The organism is Kribbella sp. NPDC023972 (assembly GCF_040639075.1).
Taxonomy (GTDB): Bacteria; Actinomycetota; Actinomycetes; order Propionibacteriales; family Kribbellaceae; genus Kribbella.
The window spans coordinates 713,222-727,827 of sequence record NZ_JBEZZH010000002.1; the positions used below are offsets into that span (position 1 = coordinate 713,222).

Annotated in this window: 15 protein-coding genes and 1 pseudogene; 5 read left to right on the forward strand and 11 right to left on the reverse strand. The window is 68.3% G+C overall.

All coding sequences use genetic code 11. From position 1 onward, the window contains the following. The first annotated feature begins 9 nt into the window (after positions 1 to 9). Positions 10 to 921 carry a hypothetical protein gene (locus AB0F43_RS12560; protein ID WP_360474318.1) on the forward strand — a complete coding sequence of 304 codons (912 nt, stop codon included), beginning with the start codon at positions 10 to 12 and terminating at the stop codon, positions 919 to 921. Positions 922 to 1,066: 145 nt separating this feature from the next. Here AB0F43_RS12560 and AB0F43_RS12565 read toward each other — a convergent pair whose 3' ends face one another. Beyond that, positions 1,067 to 1,594 (reverse strand): hypothetical protein, encoded by a 528-nt coding sequence (locus AB0F43_RS12565; protein ID WP_360474320.1) that lies wholly within the window; start codon positions 1,592 to 1,594, stop codon positions 1,067 to 1,069. A 101-nt stretch (positions 1,595 to 1,695) separates the two neighbouring features. Continuing rightward, positions 1,696 to 2,883, reverse strand: coding sequence for an ROK family transcriptional regulator (locus AB0F43_RS12570; RefSeq protein WP_360474322.1), 1,188 nt, complete (start codon positions 2,881 to 2,883; stop codon positions 1,696 to 1,698). A gap of 145 nt (positions 2,884 to 3,028) precedes the next feature. On the opposite strand from AB0F43_RS12570, the gene AB0F43_RS12575 reads away from it, so the two are divergent. Both AB0F43_RS12575 and AB0F43_RS12580 read left to right on the forward strand, forming a co-directional pair. Further along, positions 3,029 to 4,684: an ABC transporter ATP-binding protein gene (locus tag AB0F43_RS12575; RefSeq protein WP_360474324.1), complete on the forward strand. Its 1,656-nt coding sequence runs from the start codon at positions 3,029 to 3,031 to the stop codon at positions 4,682 to 4,684. Beyond that, positions 4,681 to 6,468: an ABC transporter ATP-binding protein gene (locus tag AB0F43_RS12580; protein ID WP_360474326.1), complete on the forward strand. Its 1,788-nt coding sequence runs from the start codon at positions 4,681 to 4,683 to the stop codon at positions 6,466 to 6,468. The genes AB0F43_RS12575 and AB0F43_RS12580 overlap by 4 nt, the downstream gene beginning before the upstream one ends. Here AB0F43_RS12580 and AB0F43_RS12585 read toward each other — a convergent pair. From AB0F43_RS12585 to AB0F43_RS12625, 9 genes and pseudogenes are all read right to left on the reverse strand, one after another. Next, positions 6,413 to 7,372: a DUF2891 family protein gene (locus tag AB0F43_RS12585; RefSeq protein WP_360474328.1), complete on the reverse strand. Its 960-nt coding sequence runs from the start codon at positions 7,370 to 7,372 to the stop codon at positions 6,413 to 6,415. The genes AB0F43_RS12580 and AB0F43_RS12585 overlap by 56 nt on opposite strands. Before the next feature lie 10 nt (positions 7,373 to 7,382). Further along, a complete protein-coding gene (locus tag AB0F43_RS12590; RefSeq protein WP_360474330.1) occupies positions 7,383 to 8,351 on the reverse strand; it encodes a DUF979 domain-containing protein in 969 nt (322 codons plus the stop codon). A gap of 23 nt (positions 8,352 to 8,374) precedes the next feature. Beyond that, positions 8,375 to 9,043, reverse strand: a pseudogene (locus tag AB0F43_RS12595) (DUF969 domain-containing protein); the annotation flags it as partial. 166 nt (positions 9,044 to 9,209) lie between these two features. Further along, entirely contained in the window at positions 9,210 to 9,887 is a 678-nt protein-coding gene (locus tag AB0F43_RS12600; RefSeq protein WP_360474332.1) for a uracil-DNA glycosylase, read from the reverse strand. Between the two features lie 125 nt (positions 9,888 to 10,012). Further along, positions 10,013 to 10,375 (reverse strand): hypothetical protein, encoded by a 363-nt coding sequence (locus AB0F43_RS12605; protein ID WP_360474334.1) that lies wholly within the window; start codon positions 10,373 to 10,375, stop codon positions 10,013 to 10,015. Between the two features lie 115 nt (positions 10,376 to 10,490). Beyond that, complete coding sequence (locus tag AB0F43_RS12610; RefSeq protein WP_360474336.1) at positions 10,491 to 11,054, reverse strand: DUF1990 domain-containing protein; 564 nt, start codon at positions 11,052 to 11,054, stop codon at positions 10,491 to 10,493. Next, a complete protein-coding gene (locus AB0F43_RS12615) occupies positions 11,051 to 11,341 on the reverse strand; it encodes a YndJ family transporter (RefSeq protein ID WP_360474338.1) in 291 nt (96 codons plus the stop codon). The genes AB0F43_RS12610 and AB0F43_RS12615 overlap by 4 nt, the downstream gene beginning before the upstream one ends. A gap of 32 nt (positions 11,342 to 11,373) precedes the next feature. Next, complete coding sequence (locus AB0F43_RS12620) at positions 11,374 to 12,396, reverse strand: LCP family protein (protein ID WP_360474339.1); 1,023 nt, start codon at positions 12,394 to 12,396, stop codon at positions 11,374 to 11,376. An 83-nt stretch (positions 12,397 to 12,479) separates the two neighbouring features. Then, positions 12,480 to 13,283: an AraC family transcriptional regulator gene (locus AB0F43_RS12625; RefSeq protein ID WP_360474341.1), complete on the reverse strand. Its 804-nt coding sequence runs from the start codon at positions 13,281 to 13,283 to the stop codon at positions 12,480 to 12,482. A gap of 73 nt (positions 13,284 to 13,356) precedes the next feature. On the opposite strand from AB0F43_RS12625, the gene AB0F43_RS12630 reads away from it, so the two are divergent. Together AB0F43_RS12630 and AB0F43_RS12635 are read left to right on the forward strand one after the other, a co-directional pair. Further along, positions 13,357 to 14,148: a phytanoyl-CoA dioxygenase family protein gene (locus AB0F43_RS12630; protein WP_360474343.1), complete on the forward strand. Its 792-nt coding sequence runs from the start codon at positions 13,357 to 13,359 to the stop codon at positions 14,146 to 14,148. Between the two features lie 162 nt (positions 14,149 to 14,310). Continuing rightward, positions 14,311 to 14,604, forward strand: coding sequence for an HU family DNA-binding protein (locus AB0F43_RS12635; protein WP_360474345.1), 294 nt, complete (start codon positions 14,311 to 14,313; stop codon positions 14,602 to 14,604). Positions 14,605 to 14,606 lie beyond the last annotated feature (2 nt).

A 14,606-nucleotide genomic window follows, 5' to 3' on the forward strand; every position in this document is an offset into this window, starting at 1 on the left:
GAAGTCTCGATGTCCGCGTTGGCGATCGACTTCACCCAACCCTTCGAAGATGCCTTCGGCAAGCTTCTCGGATTCGTCCCGAACCTGCTCGGCGGTCTCGTCATCCTGGTGATCGGCTACTTCGTCGCCAAGGTGCTGGGCAAACTCGTCGGCAAGCTGCTCGGCAAGGTCGGCTTCGACCAGTGGATGGAACGAGCCGGTGTGTCCGGCGTCCTGCAGCGGTCCGGCACGGGGCTGACCGCTTCGGCGATGCTGGGTGAGGTCGTGTTCTGGTTCGTCTTCCTGATCAGCTTCACGATGTTCGCGTCGGCTCTCGGCGTACCGGAGATCTCGGCGTTCATGAGTGACATGCTCGCCTACATCCCGCGGATCTTCGCCGCGATCGTGATTATCTGCCTGGCCGCGCTGTTCGCGAACTTCCTGGCCGCGATCATCCGCGGTGCCACCGGCAACGAGACACTGGCCAAGGTGGGCAAGTACGCGATCCTTGTGTACGCCGCCTTCGCCGCACTGACTCAGCTCGGTATCGCGGTCCAGCTGACCGGCAACACCCTGCTGATCGTGCTCGCCGGCGCCGCGCTCGCGATGGGTCTCGCCTTCGGCCTCGGCGGTCGGGAGATGGCGGGCCGGGCACTGAGCAACCTGTTCGATCGCAACATGATCAACAAGCCGGCCACCAGCGGCGCGATGGGCCCCAACGGCACCTACGACCAGGGCACCATGTCGTCGGACGGCACGACCGGGTACGACCGCGGCGCCTACCAGCAGCAGGGCGCGTACCAGCAGGGTCGCTACGAGCAGGGTGAGCAGGGCAACTACCCGCCCGCGCAGGAGCAACACCACGCCACCCACAGCGCACCGCAATCCGGCTCGTCCAACGGCACCACCCCGGACGGCAACTGGCAGGGCGGCCAACGCTGACCACACAAACCCCGCACGCCTCCGCACCCCACACGGAGGCGTGCGGCTTTCTCAGACCAGGCGGTTGGGCCTCCGGCCGCCTGTCAAGTGGAACGACGGCTGGGTGGGCGGGCGGGATGTCCCGGTGGGTGGGGTTTGTGGATGGTCAGCCGTTGGTAGTGGGGCCGGACTCGCGGATGGTTTCTACTTTGGTGAGGGCTTCGCGGAGGTCGGAGAGCCAGGTGTCGCTGTGTTGGGCGACGAGTTTGACGCACCAGCCGAGGGCGTCGCTGCGGGAGCGGGCCACGCCGGCGTCGACGAGCGTGTCGAGGACCTGGCGTTCGGGCTGGCGGAGGCGTGTCATCACCGGGGCGGACAGTGAGGTGAAAATGGTCCGGGTGTCGCCGCACTGGACGCCCCAGGCGACCTTGCGGCGGGTCGCGTGCTCGAGCTCGCGGGCGATCTCGATCCGGCGTTCCCGGGTGTCCTCCCGGTACTGCTTGATCCGGCCCTCCTCGGCCGCCGACCGCTCGGCCGCGCTCACGTCACCCTTCTGCTCCGGCGCCGGGATCCGTCCGACGATCAGGATCTCGTCCCGATCGATCGTCAGCTCCGGCTCACCCTCGAACCAGTTGTCCGGCAGTCGCCCGGTCAGCCAGCCCCGCACCCGCTCGCTCTCAGTCTTCGTATTCATGTAATTATGATTACACCTCTACAGAGCGCCTTTCAAGCAGCCGACGGAGACGCGAACGCAGCCCGCAAAGCCGCCTTAGCCGACGGCACCGCGGAGGTGTCCTAGGGGATGGGTGGACCTGCGGTGTCGAAGACTTCGTCTCGGGTGGTGGTGAGGGCGGACTGCAGGGCTCCGGCGAGGACCGGGTCCTCCTGGATCGCGGTCATCAGCAGGCGCGGCCGCGGTACGGCGAGCTCGGCCAGTTCGTCCTGGATCAGGGCGCGCAGACGTTCACCGCCGGCGGTGATGACACCACCCGCGAGCACGATCAGCTCGGGGTCGACGACCGCGACGACCGCGGCCAGGCCGACGGCCAGCCGGTGCGCGAACTCGGCCAGTACGGCGTCACCGGCGCCCTCGGTCTGCAGCGCGGACGCGATCGCGGCTTCAGCGGTCCGGGCCTTCAGACCGTGCTCACGGGCGAGCCGGAGGATCGGTTCTGCACCGGCCAGCTCCTGGAAGCCGCCGGCGTTGTTCCGGCTGACGTTGCGGACGAGCGGCGTACCGGGAAGCGGCAGGAAGGCGACCTCACCGGCGCCGCCGGTGGCACCGCGGTGCAGGCGCCCGTTGATCACGACCGCGGCACCGATACCTTCCTCGCCCCAGAGCAGGACGAAGTTGTCGCTGTCCTTGGCGTGGCCCACCCGCTGCTCGGCGATGGCCGCGAGGTTGACGTCGTTCTCGACCTCCAGCGGTACGGCGATCGCCGCGGCCAGCTCGTCGAGCAGGTGGGGCGAGTGCCAGCCGGGCAGGTGGGTGGCGTAGCGCAGCCGCCCGGTGGTGGGGTCGAAACCGCCCGGAGTGCCGATCGAGACGCGGTGCAGCCGGCCACGGTTCAGCCCGGCCTCGCCGGCGGCGCCGTCGATCGCCTTGAGCACCCGCTCGACCGTGCCCTTGGCACTGCGGCCCGGTGTGGGCAGCTCGTAGCTGCCGACAACTTTGCCGGTCAGGTCGGCGACGGCGGAGCGGATCCGGGCCGGGGTGACGTCGAGGCCGGCGACGTACGCGATGCCGCCGTTGATCTCGTACAGCTGGGCGTTCGGGCCGGGCCGGCCGGCGGTGGTGCCGCTGGCGCGGACCAGGCCGGCCGCCTCCAGCCGCGCGAGCAGCTGTGACGCGGTCGGCTTGGACAGGCCGGTGAGGTTGCCGAGGGTGGTGCGCGACAGCGGGCCCTGAGCGAGCAGCAGGTCCAGGGCGGCGCGGTCGTTCATCGCGCGGAGCAGACGGGGAGTTCCGGGTGTTGTGGCCATGGGACAACCCTGCCTCCCTCCGCTGCGGTTGTGTCGTCGGCTCGCTGATCAGTGCAACTGTTAGGAAAGTTTCCTATTGATGCGAGACCGTACGGCGGACTGATGGCGGTGTCAATCGGTCCGGATGGGTTAGGGTCGCCTAACTATGTCGAGTGGGGAACTCTTGTGGCGGGCCGTGCGGCGGCATCGCGGCCGGATGATCGTCGGCGTGCTGGTGTTGTCGCTCCACCAGGCGACCGAGGCGGCGGTACCGGTGGCGATCGGCATCTTCGTGGACCGGGCGGTGGCGAGTGGCGACGTCCAGCCGCTGCTCTGGTGCGTGCTGATGATGGTCGTGCTGTTCGCGGTGCTGTCGAACGCGTGGAAGACCGGCGCGCGCCAGGTGGTCCGGGCGATCGAGTACGAGACCCATGCGCTGCGGCTGGAGATCGCCCGCCGAGTTCTGGATCCTCGTGGTCATCGCACCGGGCTGCGGTCCGGTGAGCTGCTGTCGATCGCGACGTCCGACGCCGAGAAGGCAGCACTGGTGATGCGGGCTGTCTCGATCGGCGTCGCCGCGTCGACCGCGCTGGTGGTGTCGTCGGTGTCGTTGCTGCTGATCGACGTACCACTGGGGCTTGGAGTGCTGGTCGGCGTACCGCTGCTGGTGTTGGGGATTCAAGCGCTGTCACCACTCTTGACGCGGCGTACGTCCAGCCAGCAGGAGGCTGTGGCCCAGACGACCGCGCTGGCTACTGACCTGGTTGGAGGGCTGCGGACGTTGCGGGGGATCGGCGCGCAGCACAACGCGGCTGCGCGGTATCGGCGGTCCAGCCAGGCCACACTGCGTGCCACCTTGCGCGCAGCCAATACCAACGGGCTGCAGGACGGAGTGACCACCGCACTGAGCGGATTGCTGCTTGCCGCCGTTGCCGGTGTGGCTGGTTGGTTCGCCTTGACGGACCGGATCACCATCGGTGAGTTGATTACTGTGGTCGGCTTGGCGCAGTTCGTCGCGGAGCCGGTCGGGTCGCTCGGGTACGCCAGCCAGGTAGCGGCTATGGCTCGTGCATCGGCCGGGCGGTTGGCGTCTGTGCTGTCGTCACCGCCGCTGATCGCCTCTGGTACGGCGACCATGCTGGACTCGTCGAAGCCGCTGCTGGAGCTGGTGGGCGTGTCCTACAAGTCCTTGTCGTCAGTGGATCTCGCACTCCGGCCCGGTGAGCTCGTCGGTGTGCTCTGCTACGACCCACGCGACGCTGACGCGTTGCTGAGCGTCGTGGCCGGCCGAGCTCCCGAACACACCGGCAAGCTGCTTGTGGGTGGTACGCCGATCGAGGACCTCGACATTGACGCCGTACGACGCACTGTCCTGCTGGAGCAGCACGACACCGACCTGTTCGAGGGGACACTACGGAGCAACCTACTGGTCGACTCGGACGAGTTGGAGCGGGTGATGACGGCCGCGGGCGCTGCTGACCTGATCGACGAGCTCGACCGCCCACTCGCCGACCGTGGTCAGTCACTGTCGGGCGGACAACGCCAACGGCTCGGTCTGGCCCGGGCGCTGCTGGCCGAGCCGCCTCTGCTGGTGTTGCACGACCCCAGTACGGCGGTCGACGCGGTGACGGAGGAGCTGCTGGCGGAGGGCCTTGCCGAGGTCCGGGAAGGGCTGACCACGTTGGTGCTCACCAGCAGCCCCGCCCTGCTCGGCAAGATGCATCGGGTGATCGTGGTGTCGGACGGCTCGATAATTGCCGAAGGCAAGCACGCCGACCTCGCGGTCGAGGATGCCGCCTACCAGGAAGCGGTACTGCGATGAGCTTGCTGCCGGTCGCCGGCCCCCGGGCAACGTGGACCGTGCTGTGGCAGGAGATTCGCCGGTTGCCGGGGCTGTCGGTGCTCGCGGCCGTGGTGATCACCGTCGCGAGTGCGGCCGGCCTGGTCGCACCGTGGGCACTCGGCGTACTGGTCGATGACATCGCCGGTGGTGCCGACCGCTCGGCCGTCGTACGCGTGGTCGCCTTGATCGGTGGAGCCGCGCTCGTGTCCGGGGTGCTCACCGCTGTTGGCGTGACGCTGGTCGCGCGAGTGGGTGAGACCGTGCTGGCGCGGATCCGCGAGAAGGTGATCGACCGGGTGCTGCAGTTGCCGGCGCCGGTGCTGGACAAGGTACGAACGGGCGATCTGCTGTCCCGGGTCGGCGACGACGTGGCATCGGTCGCAGCGGCGCTCACCCAGGTTGGGCCCGCGTTGCTCTCGGCCTCGCTGACAATCGTGCTCACCGCGGCCGGGATGTTCGCGCTGGATTGGCGGTTGGGGCTGGCCGGATTGCTGTCGCTCCCGATGTACCTGTGGGCCTTGCGGTGGTACCTACCTCGCTCGGCGCCGTTCTACCGCGACGAGCGCGTGGCGATGGGTGAGCGGTCCGAGGCCATCATCGCGTCCCTGCGCGGCAGCGCGACGGTCCGGGCGTACCGGCTGGAAGACGTGCAACTGGGGAAGATCGATGACACGTCGGCGGCCGCGCGGGACCTGTCGCTGAAGGTCTTCAGGCTGTTCAGCTTCTTCTCGTCGCGGATCAACCATGCGGAGTTCGTCGGCCTGACCTCGATCCTGGTCGCCGGGTTCTTCCTCGTCCGAGACGATGCGGTCAGCGTCGGTGCGGTGACCGCGGCCGCGTTGTACTTCCACCGGCTGTTCAACCCGATCGGCATGCTGCTGATGGAGTTCGACCAGATCCAGACCGCGTCCGCCGGCTTGGCCCGGTTGGCCGGCGTACTGGAGATTCCGCCGGTTGACGAACCGCCCGCAGGTCGCGCCCCGGTGGACGCATCGCTGGAGTTGCGGGAGATCAGTCACACCTATGACGGGCCGCAGGTGCTGGCCGGGGTTACTCTCCGGCTCGAACCAGGTGAACGGGTCGCACTGGTCGGTGCGAGTGGCGCCGGAAAGACCACGCTGGCTGCGATTGCGGCCGGAGTACTCACGCCGACTGCCGGTGCGGTGAAGCTCGGCGGAGTGGATGTGCGCGAGCTCGGCGAGGACAGGACTCGTGCACAGGTCGCCCTGCTGAGTCAGGAGGTCCACGTGTTCTCGGGCCCGTTGGTCGACGACGTCCGGCTCGCTCGAGCCGATGCAACCGACGCGGATGTGGAGAGGGCGCTGGATCGAGTAGGCGCCTTGGCGTGGGTGCGTGCGCTACCGGACGGGCTCTCCACTGTCGTAGGCGAGAACGGGCATCAGTTGACCGGTGCGCAAGCACAGCAGGTCGCCTTTGCCCGACTGGTGCTGGCTGATCCGCCAATCGCCGTACTGGATGAGGCGACCGCGGAAGCGGGCAGTGCGGGCGCTCGCGAGCTGGAGCGAGCCAGTGCGGCCGCTACCGAGGGACGTACGACGTTGGTCGTGGCACACCGATTGACTCAGGCTGAGCAGGCGGACCGGATCGTCGTACTCGACCACGGACGGGTGGTCGAGTCCGGAACGCATGACTCATTGCTGGCTGACGGAGGGTGGTATGCCCAGCTCTGGCGCAGCTGGACGGGTACTACTCAGCAAGCGTTGCCAGCAGGGCGAACGAGACCAGCCAGTGCGTCGACATGAAGTCGCCGCCGGTCACTGTGGGCAGGACGGCCTCGACCTGACGGTCTGCTCCTGCCCTCAGTACGTCGGCGACCGCTGGCAGGGCCGGCGCGATAGTGCGGAGCTGCCACGCTCGCGATAGCGCCAGACCGGACAAGTGAGCGAGTTGGCCGTCACCGGAGTCGTCGATCGCCGGGACGTCGAGCAGGTGCAGGTGCGCGTCGGTGCCGAGGCCGGGCAGGAACGCGGTCAGCCAGGTCTTGTACTCGTCCGCCGGCAGGACGCGGCGCATGAGCTCCGCCTCGGTCAGCGCCGGTGACAGGAAGTCGGTGCCGGACGGCTCGAAGCGAGTGTCGTACGCCGTGTCCTGTCCGAACCACTCGATCGCGCGGGCACGGATCGCGTCGACCACGTCGGCTCGGCCGAGGTCGCCGTACGCCTCCAGCAGGAGGGTGAGCGCGAACGCGGTGTTCAGGTGTACGCCGTGCCGGACCGGGTACGCCTGGCGCGGCAGCCAGCCGAGGACGAGGTCCGCGATGGTGTCGGCGAGCGGTTCGACTGGCCACTTGTCATGGGCCGCGGCGGCCAGCATCGCCGCCCAGGCCCAGCCATATGGGCGTTCGTACGACGGCCGGTCGCGCAAGTACGCCGCCTCGGTCGCGATCGCGTCCGCGGTCAGCCGCCGGTCGAGCACCTCGATCGGCCGGCGGCCGGCCTGGTCCGGCGCGATGGTGAGCAGTCGGACCAGGGACCACTGCATGTGCGCACTGGAGTGCCAGTCGTACGAGCCGTGGAAGGCGGGATGCAAGCGCTCCGGCGTCACATCCACGTCGTCCGGGCCGAGCGATGCGTGCGCGGCGCCGTACGGATAAGGCGTTTCGAGCACCTCGCAGGCGATCGCGGCCCAGTCGGCGGCGTACTTCATCGGGACTCTCCTAGAAGGCGAAGACGTACATCAGGGCGATGTTGCAGGCCAGCAGCGGAACAGCGGTCGGGATCTGCGCCTTGATCGGGCCGTACTGGTCCTTCATCTCGAGCAAGGCCGCCGGGACCAGGTTGAAGTTGGCGGCCATCGGCGTACACAGGGTGCCGCAGAAGCCGGCCAGCATGCCGATCGCGAACACGATCGCCGGCGTACCGTCGAACTGCTCCACCAGCAGCGGCCAGCCGACCGCGGCCGTCATCACCGGGAACGCGGCGAACGCGTTGCCCATGATGATCGTGAAGACCGCCATCCCGATGCAGTACAACGCGACCGCGGCGATCAGCGAACCCTTCGGGACAAGGTGATCGGTGACCCGGCCGACCGCCTTGCCGACGCCGGACGCGTTGAACAGCAGGCCGAGGGTGGCCAGCATCTGCGGCAGGATCGCGGCCCAGCCGATGTGCTCGAGCAACCGCCGGCCCTCATGCAGCGGGACGGCCGGCGATTTCGGTTTGAGGATGAGCATTCCGACCGCGAGAGCGAGCAGGGACGCGACGCCGAGGCCGATGATGGTCGCGGATCCGGACTGCAACAGGAGTTGGTTGCCGACCTTCACCTTGGCCAGCCAAGCGCCGAAGGTCGCGGCGACCACCGGGATCACGAGGGCCGGCAGGAAGAGCTTGTTGCCGAAGCGGTCGGCGAAGCGGACCCGCTCGGCCGGCGTGGTGGTCTGCTCGTGGCCGCGGCCCGGGAAACCGGAGCCGGCCAGCACCGCCAGGCCGATCACCGCGATACCGAGCAGCCAGGCCGGCGCCTGCTTGTTGACCACGAACGTGCCGTAGCCGAAGGAGACGCCGAGAATCCCCCAGAACGCCGCGCTACCGAGGCGCTTCGGGTTGCTGCGGTCGTTGACCACCTGCAGGGCGATCAGCACGAAGAACAGTCCGCACAGCCAGTAGAACCACTCGACCTTGATCATCGGGTCACCTGCTCGGCCTTGTGCTCCGCGGCCAGCTTGTCCAGCTGGCGATCGAGCAGCAGCAGCCGCGCCCCGTGGATGAGCAGCGCGCAGATACCGGTCGGGATCGCCCAGAGCGCGATGTCGATCGCCTCCAGGTGCAGCCCGTACGTCGCGTCGACGAACCCGGTGATCAGCAGGATCGAACCGATCGCGACGAAGATGTCCTCACCGAAGAACAACCCGACCGTGTCGGCACTGGCGGAGAAGCCCTTGATCTTCTCCTGTAGCTTCTCCGGCAGCGGGCCGTAGCGTCTCTCCGCGGCCCCGGCGGCCATCGGCGCGATCAGCGGCCGGACCGCCTGCGCCGGGCCGCCGATGCTGGTCAGGCCGAGCGCCGCCGTGCCCTGCCGGATCAGCAGGTAGAGGGCCAGCAGCCGCCCGGTGGTGAGGACTTTCAGCTTGCCGATCAGTTTGCGCGCCTGCTGCTGCAGGCCGTAGCGCTCGATCAGCCCGATCACGGGCAGGGTGACGATGAAGACGGTGACCGACCGGCTGCCGGCGAAACCGTCGCCGAAGGCGTTCAGGATCTTGACCGGTGACAGGCCGCCGATCAGGCCGGCCACGATCCCGGCCGCGGTGACGACCAGCATCGAGTTCAGCCGCAGGGCGAACCCGACGACGACCACCGCGATGGCGAGCAGAACCCACATGGTTCCTCCCGGGGACGGAGAGCGGTGTTGCTTGGGTTGGGCAAGTCTCGCCACCATAAGAGATTGTTGAACGATCCTGCAATGGATCATTCGAACAAGTTTTGCCGGGACCATGCGACAACGCGCCGTGACCGCGTGGATCCGGCGCGTTGACGTCGTACTCGAGTTAGGGGAGGCGCCAGTCGACGGGGGCGGCGCCCTGCTCGACCAGAAGGGCGTTGACGCGGCTGAACGGGCGGGAGCCGAAGAAGCCCCGGTCGGCCGACATCGGGCTCGGGTGCGCGCTCTCGACGTACGGCGTACTGCCGAGCATCGGCTTCAAGGTCTGGGCGTCGCGGCCCCACAGGATCGCGACCAGCGGGCCGCCACGCTTGACCAGCGCGTGGATCGCCTGCTCGGTGACAGTCTCCCAGCCCTTGCCGCGGTGCGCGCCGGACTTGCCGGGCTGCACGGTCAGCACTCTGTTGAGCATCAGCACACCTTGGTCAGCCCAGGGCGTCAGGTCGCCGTTCGACGGAGCCGGTACGCCGACGTCCGCCATCAGTTCGCGGTAGATGTTGGCCAGGCTGCGCGGGATCGGCCGGACGTCGGGCGCGACCGAGAAGCTCAGGCCGACCGGGTGCCCCGGCGTCGGGTAAGGGTCCTGGCCGACGATCAGCACCTTCACCTGCTGCAACGGCCGGTGGAACGCGCGCAGCACGTTCTCACCCGCCGGCAGGTAGGGCCGTCCGGCCGCGATCTCGGCCCGCAGGAACTCGCCCATCTTCGCGACCGTGTCCTCGACCGGCGCGAGCGCCTCGGCCCAGTCCGGCGCCACCAGATCCGTCAACGTCTTGGGACTCACCCGCCACAGTTTCGCAGCCCCGATCGGGTGCCAGCAATCAGGGCCGGAAGAGCTCGACCGGGTCGTCGAGTGATTCGGCCTGTCCGGTGGACGGATTCACCCGGAAGTCGGTGAGCGGCATCTGGTCATAGCCGAACGTCGCGACCTTCAACGATCCGCGCTCGCGGCCGGTCCGAGCGTAGGCGTGAGCCCAGCACCCGCTCGCGGACCTCGTCCTCGTCGAACTCGGGGCCGCCGTCCAGCCGCAAGGACCGGTGCGTTCCGAGGACGGTGCCGTCCTCGGTGTGAACCGCCAGATCCAGCTGCTGCGCGGCTGACTTAAGGTCGAACGCCCCATCGGGTGTGGTGTCGTAGATGATTCCCACCGCCGAGGCGCTGGTCGGACGGTTCGCACTGCCGCCGTTGCTGACCTGCAACCAGAACGTCAGGAAGTTCGTTTGGAGGTAGACGGTGCTGTCCCGCCGCGTCGGGAACGAGATCCCGCGCAAGACCCACGCCCACCCAAGCGTTCGCCCGAAGTTCGCGTGTCGCTCAACCCCCGCCTTGTCCCCCCACGGTACAAAGGACCCGGCCCCGCAAAGGTATGAGCTTGCGGGGCCTTTGCTATGGGGTTGCCAGGCGGCGGAGGGTGTTGGCGTAGCGGCGGGCGGTCTGGAGTTGGGCCTTGCGGGTGACGGGGCCACCGAGGCGGGTGTACCAGGTGGCGGGCCGGCTGTAGGCGCGGATGGTGAAGTAGATGCCGTCGGGTTCGCGGCTGACCACAAAGGATTCCTCGCCTGCCGCGGGATGGCCCTGGAGGGTGCCGTAGGCGAAGCCGATGCGGTCGGGTTCGTCGACCGTCCAGACCACGCGGCAGGGGACCGGGAGTCCGAGCATGCCGACCGGGATCGCGGTGCGCAGGCGGCCGATCACCATGCCGGCGCCGAGGTGGCCGAGGCTGTTCGTGCCGATCGTCGCGGGGCTGTCCGTGGCCGTCATCGGCAGGCCCGCGGTGCGGTGCATCCGCCAGTTCAGCAGCGCCTCGCCGGCCCGGCGGAACACCTCGACGCCCTCGCCGATCCGGGCCTTGTACTCCAGCCGGTGGTAGCCGGGCGGCGTCTCGTCGTACCGGGTGGATCCGACCACGTCGTACGAGAACCGCAGCCGGTCCAGGTCCTCCAGCTTCATTCGGCACCTTCCCCAAGTCGTCGCCAGGCCAGCAATCCACACAACGCGAAGCCGACCGCGTTCGCCACCCCGTGCGTGGCGACCATCCACTCCAACGGTAGAGAGGGCGTGTCGACCACATGACCCAAGGCCCAGCTCAACGCCAGCGCCATGGTCGCGACTGCGAAGTAGAACCACCAGCGGGGGCTGGTGGTTCGCCACGACCGCCGAGTGAGTGCGAGCCACCCGGGCACCTGGGTGAGCCGCTCGGGCAGGAGGGTGAGCCCGAGCGGCACGATGACGAGCATGCCCAGGCTCACCACTGCATGGACGAGCGCGATCAACTGCTCTTCAGGCCGCTGGTGTTGTCTTCCTTCAGGGCCTTGAACAGCGCCAGGGCCTTCGCGCGGTCCCAGCGGACGCCGATGCCGTCCTGCGCCGTCCGGTAGTTGTCGTCGCCGATCGGGACGGTCAGGGTGACGCCGCCATTGCCTGAGACTGCCCGCATCCCGAGGACGAACTTGCCGAAGTCGAACAACCCCATGCCCTTGTCCACGGTCAGCGCGTCGACGCCCTTGGTGGCGACGTTGTAGTACCGAACCGGGTTCAGGAACGTCGACGGCGAGGCTGCCTTCTTCGCGACCGCGCCGACCATCTCGCGCTGCCGCTGCACCCGGCCGAAGTCGTTCTGGCCGTCCGCGTGCCGGGACCGGACGTAGCCGAGCGCGTTGACGCCATCCAGCTCCTGGCAGCCGGCCTGCAGGTCGATGTGCGCGTCGGGGTCCTTCATTGCCTTGGGCAAGCACATCTCGATCCCACCGAGGCCGTCGATGATCGAGGCGAAGCCGCCGAAGCCGACCTCGACGTAGTGATCGATCCGCAGCCCGGTCGCACCCTCGATGGTCTGGATCAGCAACGCCGGGTTGCCCCTGCCGATGGCGTACGCCGCGTTGATCTTGCGCTTGTTCTTCTGGCCGGGTACGTCGACCACGCTGTCCCGCGGGATGCTCAGCAGCACAGTCGGACCGGACTCCGGGACGTGCATCAGCATGATCGAGTCGGTGCGGGCGCCGGCCTCGCCACCGGTGTGGAGCCTGGCCCGCTCGGCCCGGCTGAGGTCGTCGCGACTGTCCGAACCCACCATCAGGTACGTCGTCCCGGGCGTGTCGGCGGGTCGTTCGCCGGTCGGCATCGCGTCGATCTTGTCGATCCGGCTCCAGGCGTACAGCGGAACCGCGACCAGCATGAGGACGAACAGCAGGACGATCAGTCCGACGGTCCGGAGGAACCAGTGCCGCTTCTTCTTCGGCGGTGCCGGCGGCCGGTTCACGTAGCGCGGGTCGATGGGCTGCGGTTGACTCATACCTATGACCGTATCGGGGTCCGCCGTCGTACACGTCACCCCAGTGAACGGTTCTACCGGTCGGAAAGTCGCGTCCGCCTCCTTCAGAAGGAGGAAATCGGGCCGGATATCGAACCAGATCGCCGGAACGCGCGCGGTGACAGCCCGACACGTGCCGTGAACAACCGGGTGAAGTACGCCGGATCGTCGTACCCGACCCGCCGTGCGATCGCTCCCACGGACAGGTCCTCCTCCGCGAGCAGAGCCTTGGCTGTGTTGAGTCTTGTGGTCAAGACCAGTTCCTGCGGTGTAGAGCCGGTCGTACGCCGCACGGCCTCGCGTAGCTCACTCACACTGAGTCCCAGCTCTGCGGCGTAGGCCTGAATGCTCAGCGCCCTGCACGCGAGTCCGGCCAGTTGAGCAGCCACATCGTCGTCCGGCGGCGGTGCGGCCTGAGCGATGAGGTCGTAAAGCGCAGCAACAGTCTGTACGGCGTTGTGCGTGGCGCTGACGCGGAGCAGCCGGGTGAAGGCTCGGTCGATGGGTCTGGGATCGGCGTAGCGGCGTACTGGCTGGCTGGGGTCGAGGTGGCCGAGTGCCGTGAGTGCTGCGGTCGCCGGCCCGCTGAAGAGCGTCCAGGTCTGGCGCCAGCGGGTGGTGGGCCGATAGCCGTGCAGGACGCCCGGGTAGAGCCAGAGCATCGCAGGCGCCGCTACCTCGAATAGTTGGCGGTCGGGGCCGTGCAACAGGTGGCCACGGCCTTCCTTGATCCACACGAGTGCGTGACATCCCAGCGCGCGTTCCGGCGCCGGTCCACGCGGGTTCTCCTGCTCACCGGCTCCGAGGCAGAAGAGTCCAAGTTGGCGTTCGGATTGACCAGGAGTCAGGTAGATCGACCAGTTGGGCACCTGACAAGAGTCCAAGAATCCGGTGGTCGGTGTCCATTCCGGTGTGCCGCGGGTGGCGGGTGGAATGGGTGCTGTGCTGACATCCAACGGTTATGTGCTCGACGGATCCCCACGGCGGCTCGGTGAGTTGGGCGTCGTACCGGATCGGGAGCGTGCGGACCTGCCGCGGTTGCGCGATCGGCTTCGGCGGGACGGGTACCTGTTCCTGACCGGGTTGCTCGATCCCTCGGTGGTTCTCGAGTTTCGGCGGTACTACTTCGAGCTGACCAGTGCGGTCACCGATCGGGCGTCGTACCGCAAGGTGCTGTTCGACCGCATCGTGCCGGGACCGGAGTACGCCGCCTTCTGCGCGCAGCCGGCCATCAAGGCGTGGTTCGAGTGGTTTCTGGGTGGGGAGCCGTTCCTGCACAAGCGGAAGATCATCCGGCAGACCGCGCCGGGTGAGAACGGGATCGGTACGGCGACGCAGGCGCACTACGACCTGGTGTACCTCCGGGAGGGCAGTGACCAGGTGCTGTCCGCGTGGATCCCGCTCGGCGACTGCCCGGTCGCCCGGGGCGGTCTGACGTACCTGGAAGGCAGTCACCATCGCGTGCTGGCAGAGGAGGCGTCGGGGCGGCTGAAGCGCCCGGCGGCGTCGATGACCGCGGACCTGCCAGGGCTGGCCGAGGAGTACGACGCTCGGTGGCTGGTCGCTGACTACGCGGCCGGAGACGTGGTCATCCACACCGCGCATACGATCCACGCGGCCCTCGACAACGTGTCGGCGGATATGCGGCTGTCCACCGACATCCGCTACCAGCGAGCCGATGCGGCCATCGACGGCAGGTGGCAGAACCACTGGCACGACCAGGACGGCCTGTGATCAGTCAGCGACGACCATGGAATCGGCATAGTTCCCGTCATGCCGGGGCTGACCGGTATGCGGATGCTTCTCGCTAACGACAATCATTTCGGTTAAGGTGCTGGCGATCGACCGGGACGGCGGCTGAGGTGCCGTCCCGGCGGCACGAGTCTGAGGAGAGCCGTGAATCGCAACGAGCTGGTCGCCGGCGTGGCGCAGAAGGCGGGCATTCCGCGGAACCAGGCCGAGAAGGTCCTCGACGCGCTGGGCGACGTCGTCACCGAGGCCGTGCACAAGGGTGACAAGGTGTCGCTGACCGGCCTGCTGAGCATCGAGCGGGTGATGCGGGCGCCGCGGACCGGCCGCAACCCGCAGACCGGTGAGCCGCTCTCCATCCCGGCCGGGTACTCCGTTCGCCTGTCCTGCGGCAGCCGTCTGAAGGCCGCGGCCCGCGGCGAGCTCCGCACGATCTCCTGACC

Excerpts from the sequence above, each read along its gene's own strand:
- AB0F43_RS12615 (WP_360474338.1), bottom strand. The coding sequence starts at position 11,341 with ATGCTCGTCATCGTGCCGCTCGGGCTCACCCTCCTGCCCGAGCGGCTC.
- AB0F43_RS12575 (WP_360474324.1), top strand. The coding sequence starts at position 3,029 with ATGTCGAGTGGGGAACTCTTGTGGCGGGCCGTGCGGCGGCATCGCGGC.
- AB0F43_RS12620 (WP_360474339.1), bottom strand. The coding sequence starts at position 12,396 with ATGAGTCAACCGCAGCCCATCGACCCGCGCTACGTGAACCGGCCGCCG.
- AB0F43_RS12590 (WP_360474330.1), bottom strand. The coding sequence starts at position 8,351 with ATGATCAAGGTCGAGTGGTTCTACTGGCTGTGCGGACTGTTCTTCGTG.
- AB0F43_RS12565 (WP_360474320.1), bottom strand. The coding sequence starts at position 1,594 with ATGAATACGAAGACTGAGAGCGAGCGGGTGCGGGGCTGGCTGACCGGG.
- AB0F43_RS12560 (WP_360474318.1), top strand. The coding sequence starts at position 10 with ATGTCCGCGTTGGCGATCGACTTCACCCAACCCTTCGAAGATGCCTTC.
- AB0F43_RS12585 (WP_360474328.1), bottom strand. The coding sequence starts at position 7,372 with ATGAAGTACGCCGCCGACTGGGCCGCGATCGCCTGCGAGGTGCTCGAA.
- AB0F43_RS12610 (WP_360474336.1), bottom strand. The coding sequence starts at position 11,054 with ATGAAGCTGGAGGACCTGGACCGGCTGCGGTTCTCGTACGACGTGGTC.
- AB0F43_RS12580 (WP_360474326.1), top strand. The coding sequence starts at position 4,681 with ATGAGCTTGCTGCCGGTCGCCGGCCCCCGGGCAACGTGGACCGTGCTG.
- AB0F43_RS12570 (WP_360474322.1), bottom strand. The coding sequence starts at position 2,883 with ATGGCCACAACACCCGGAACTCCCCGTCTGCTCCGCGCGATGAACGAC.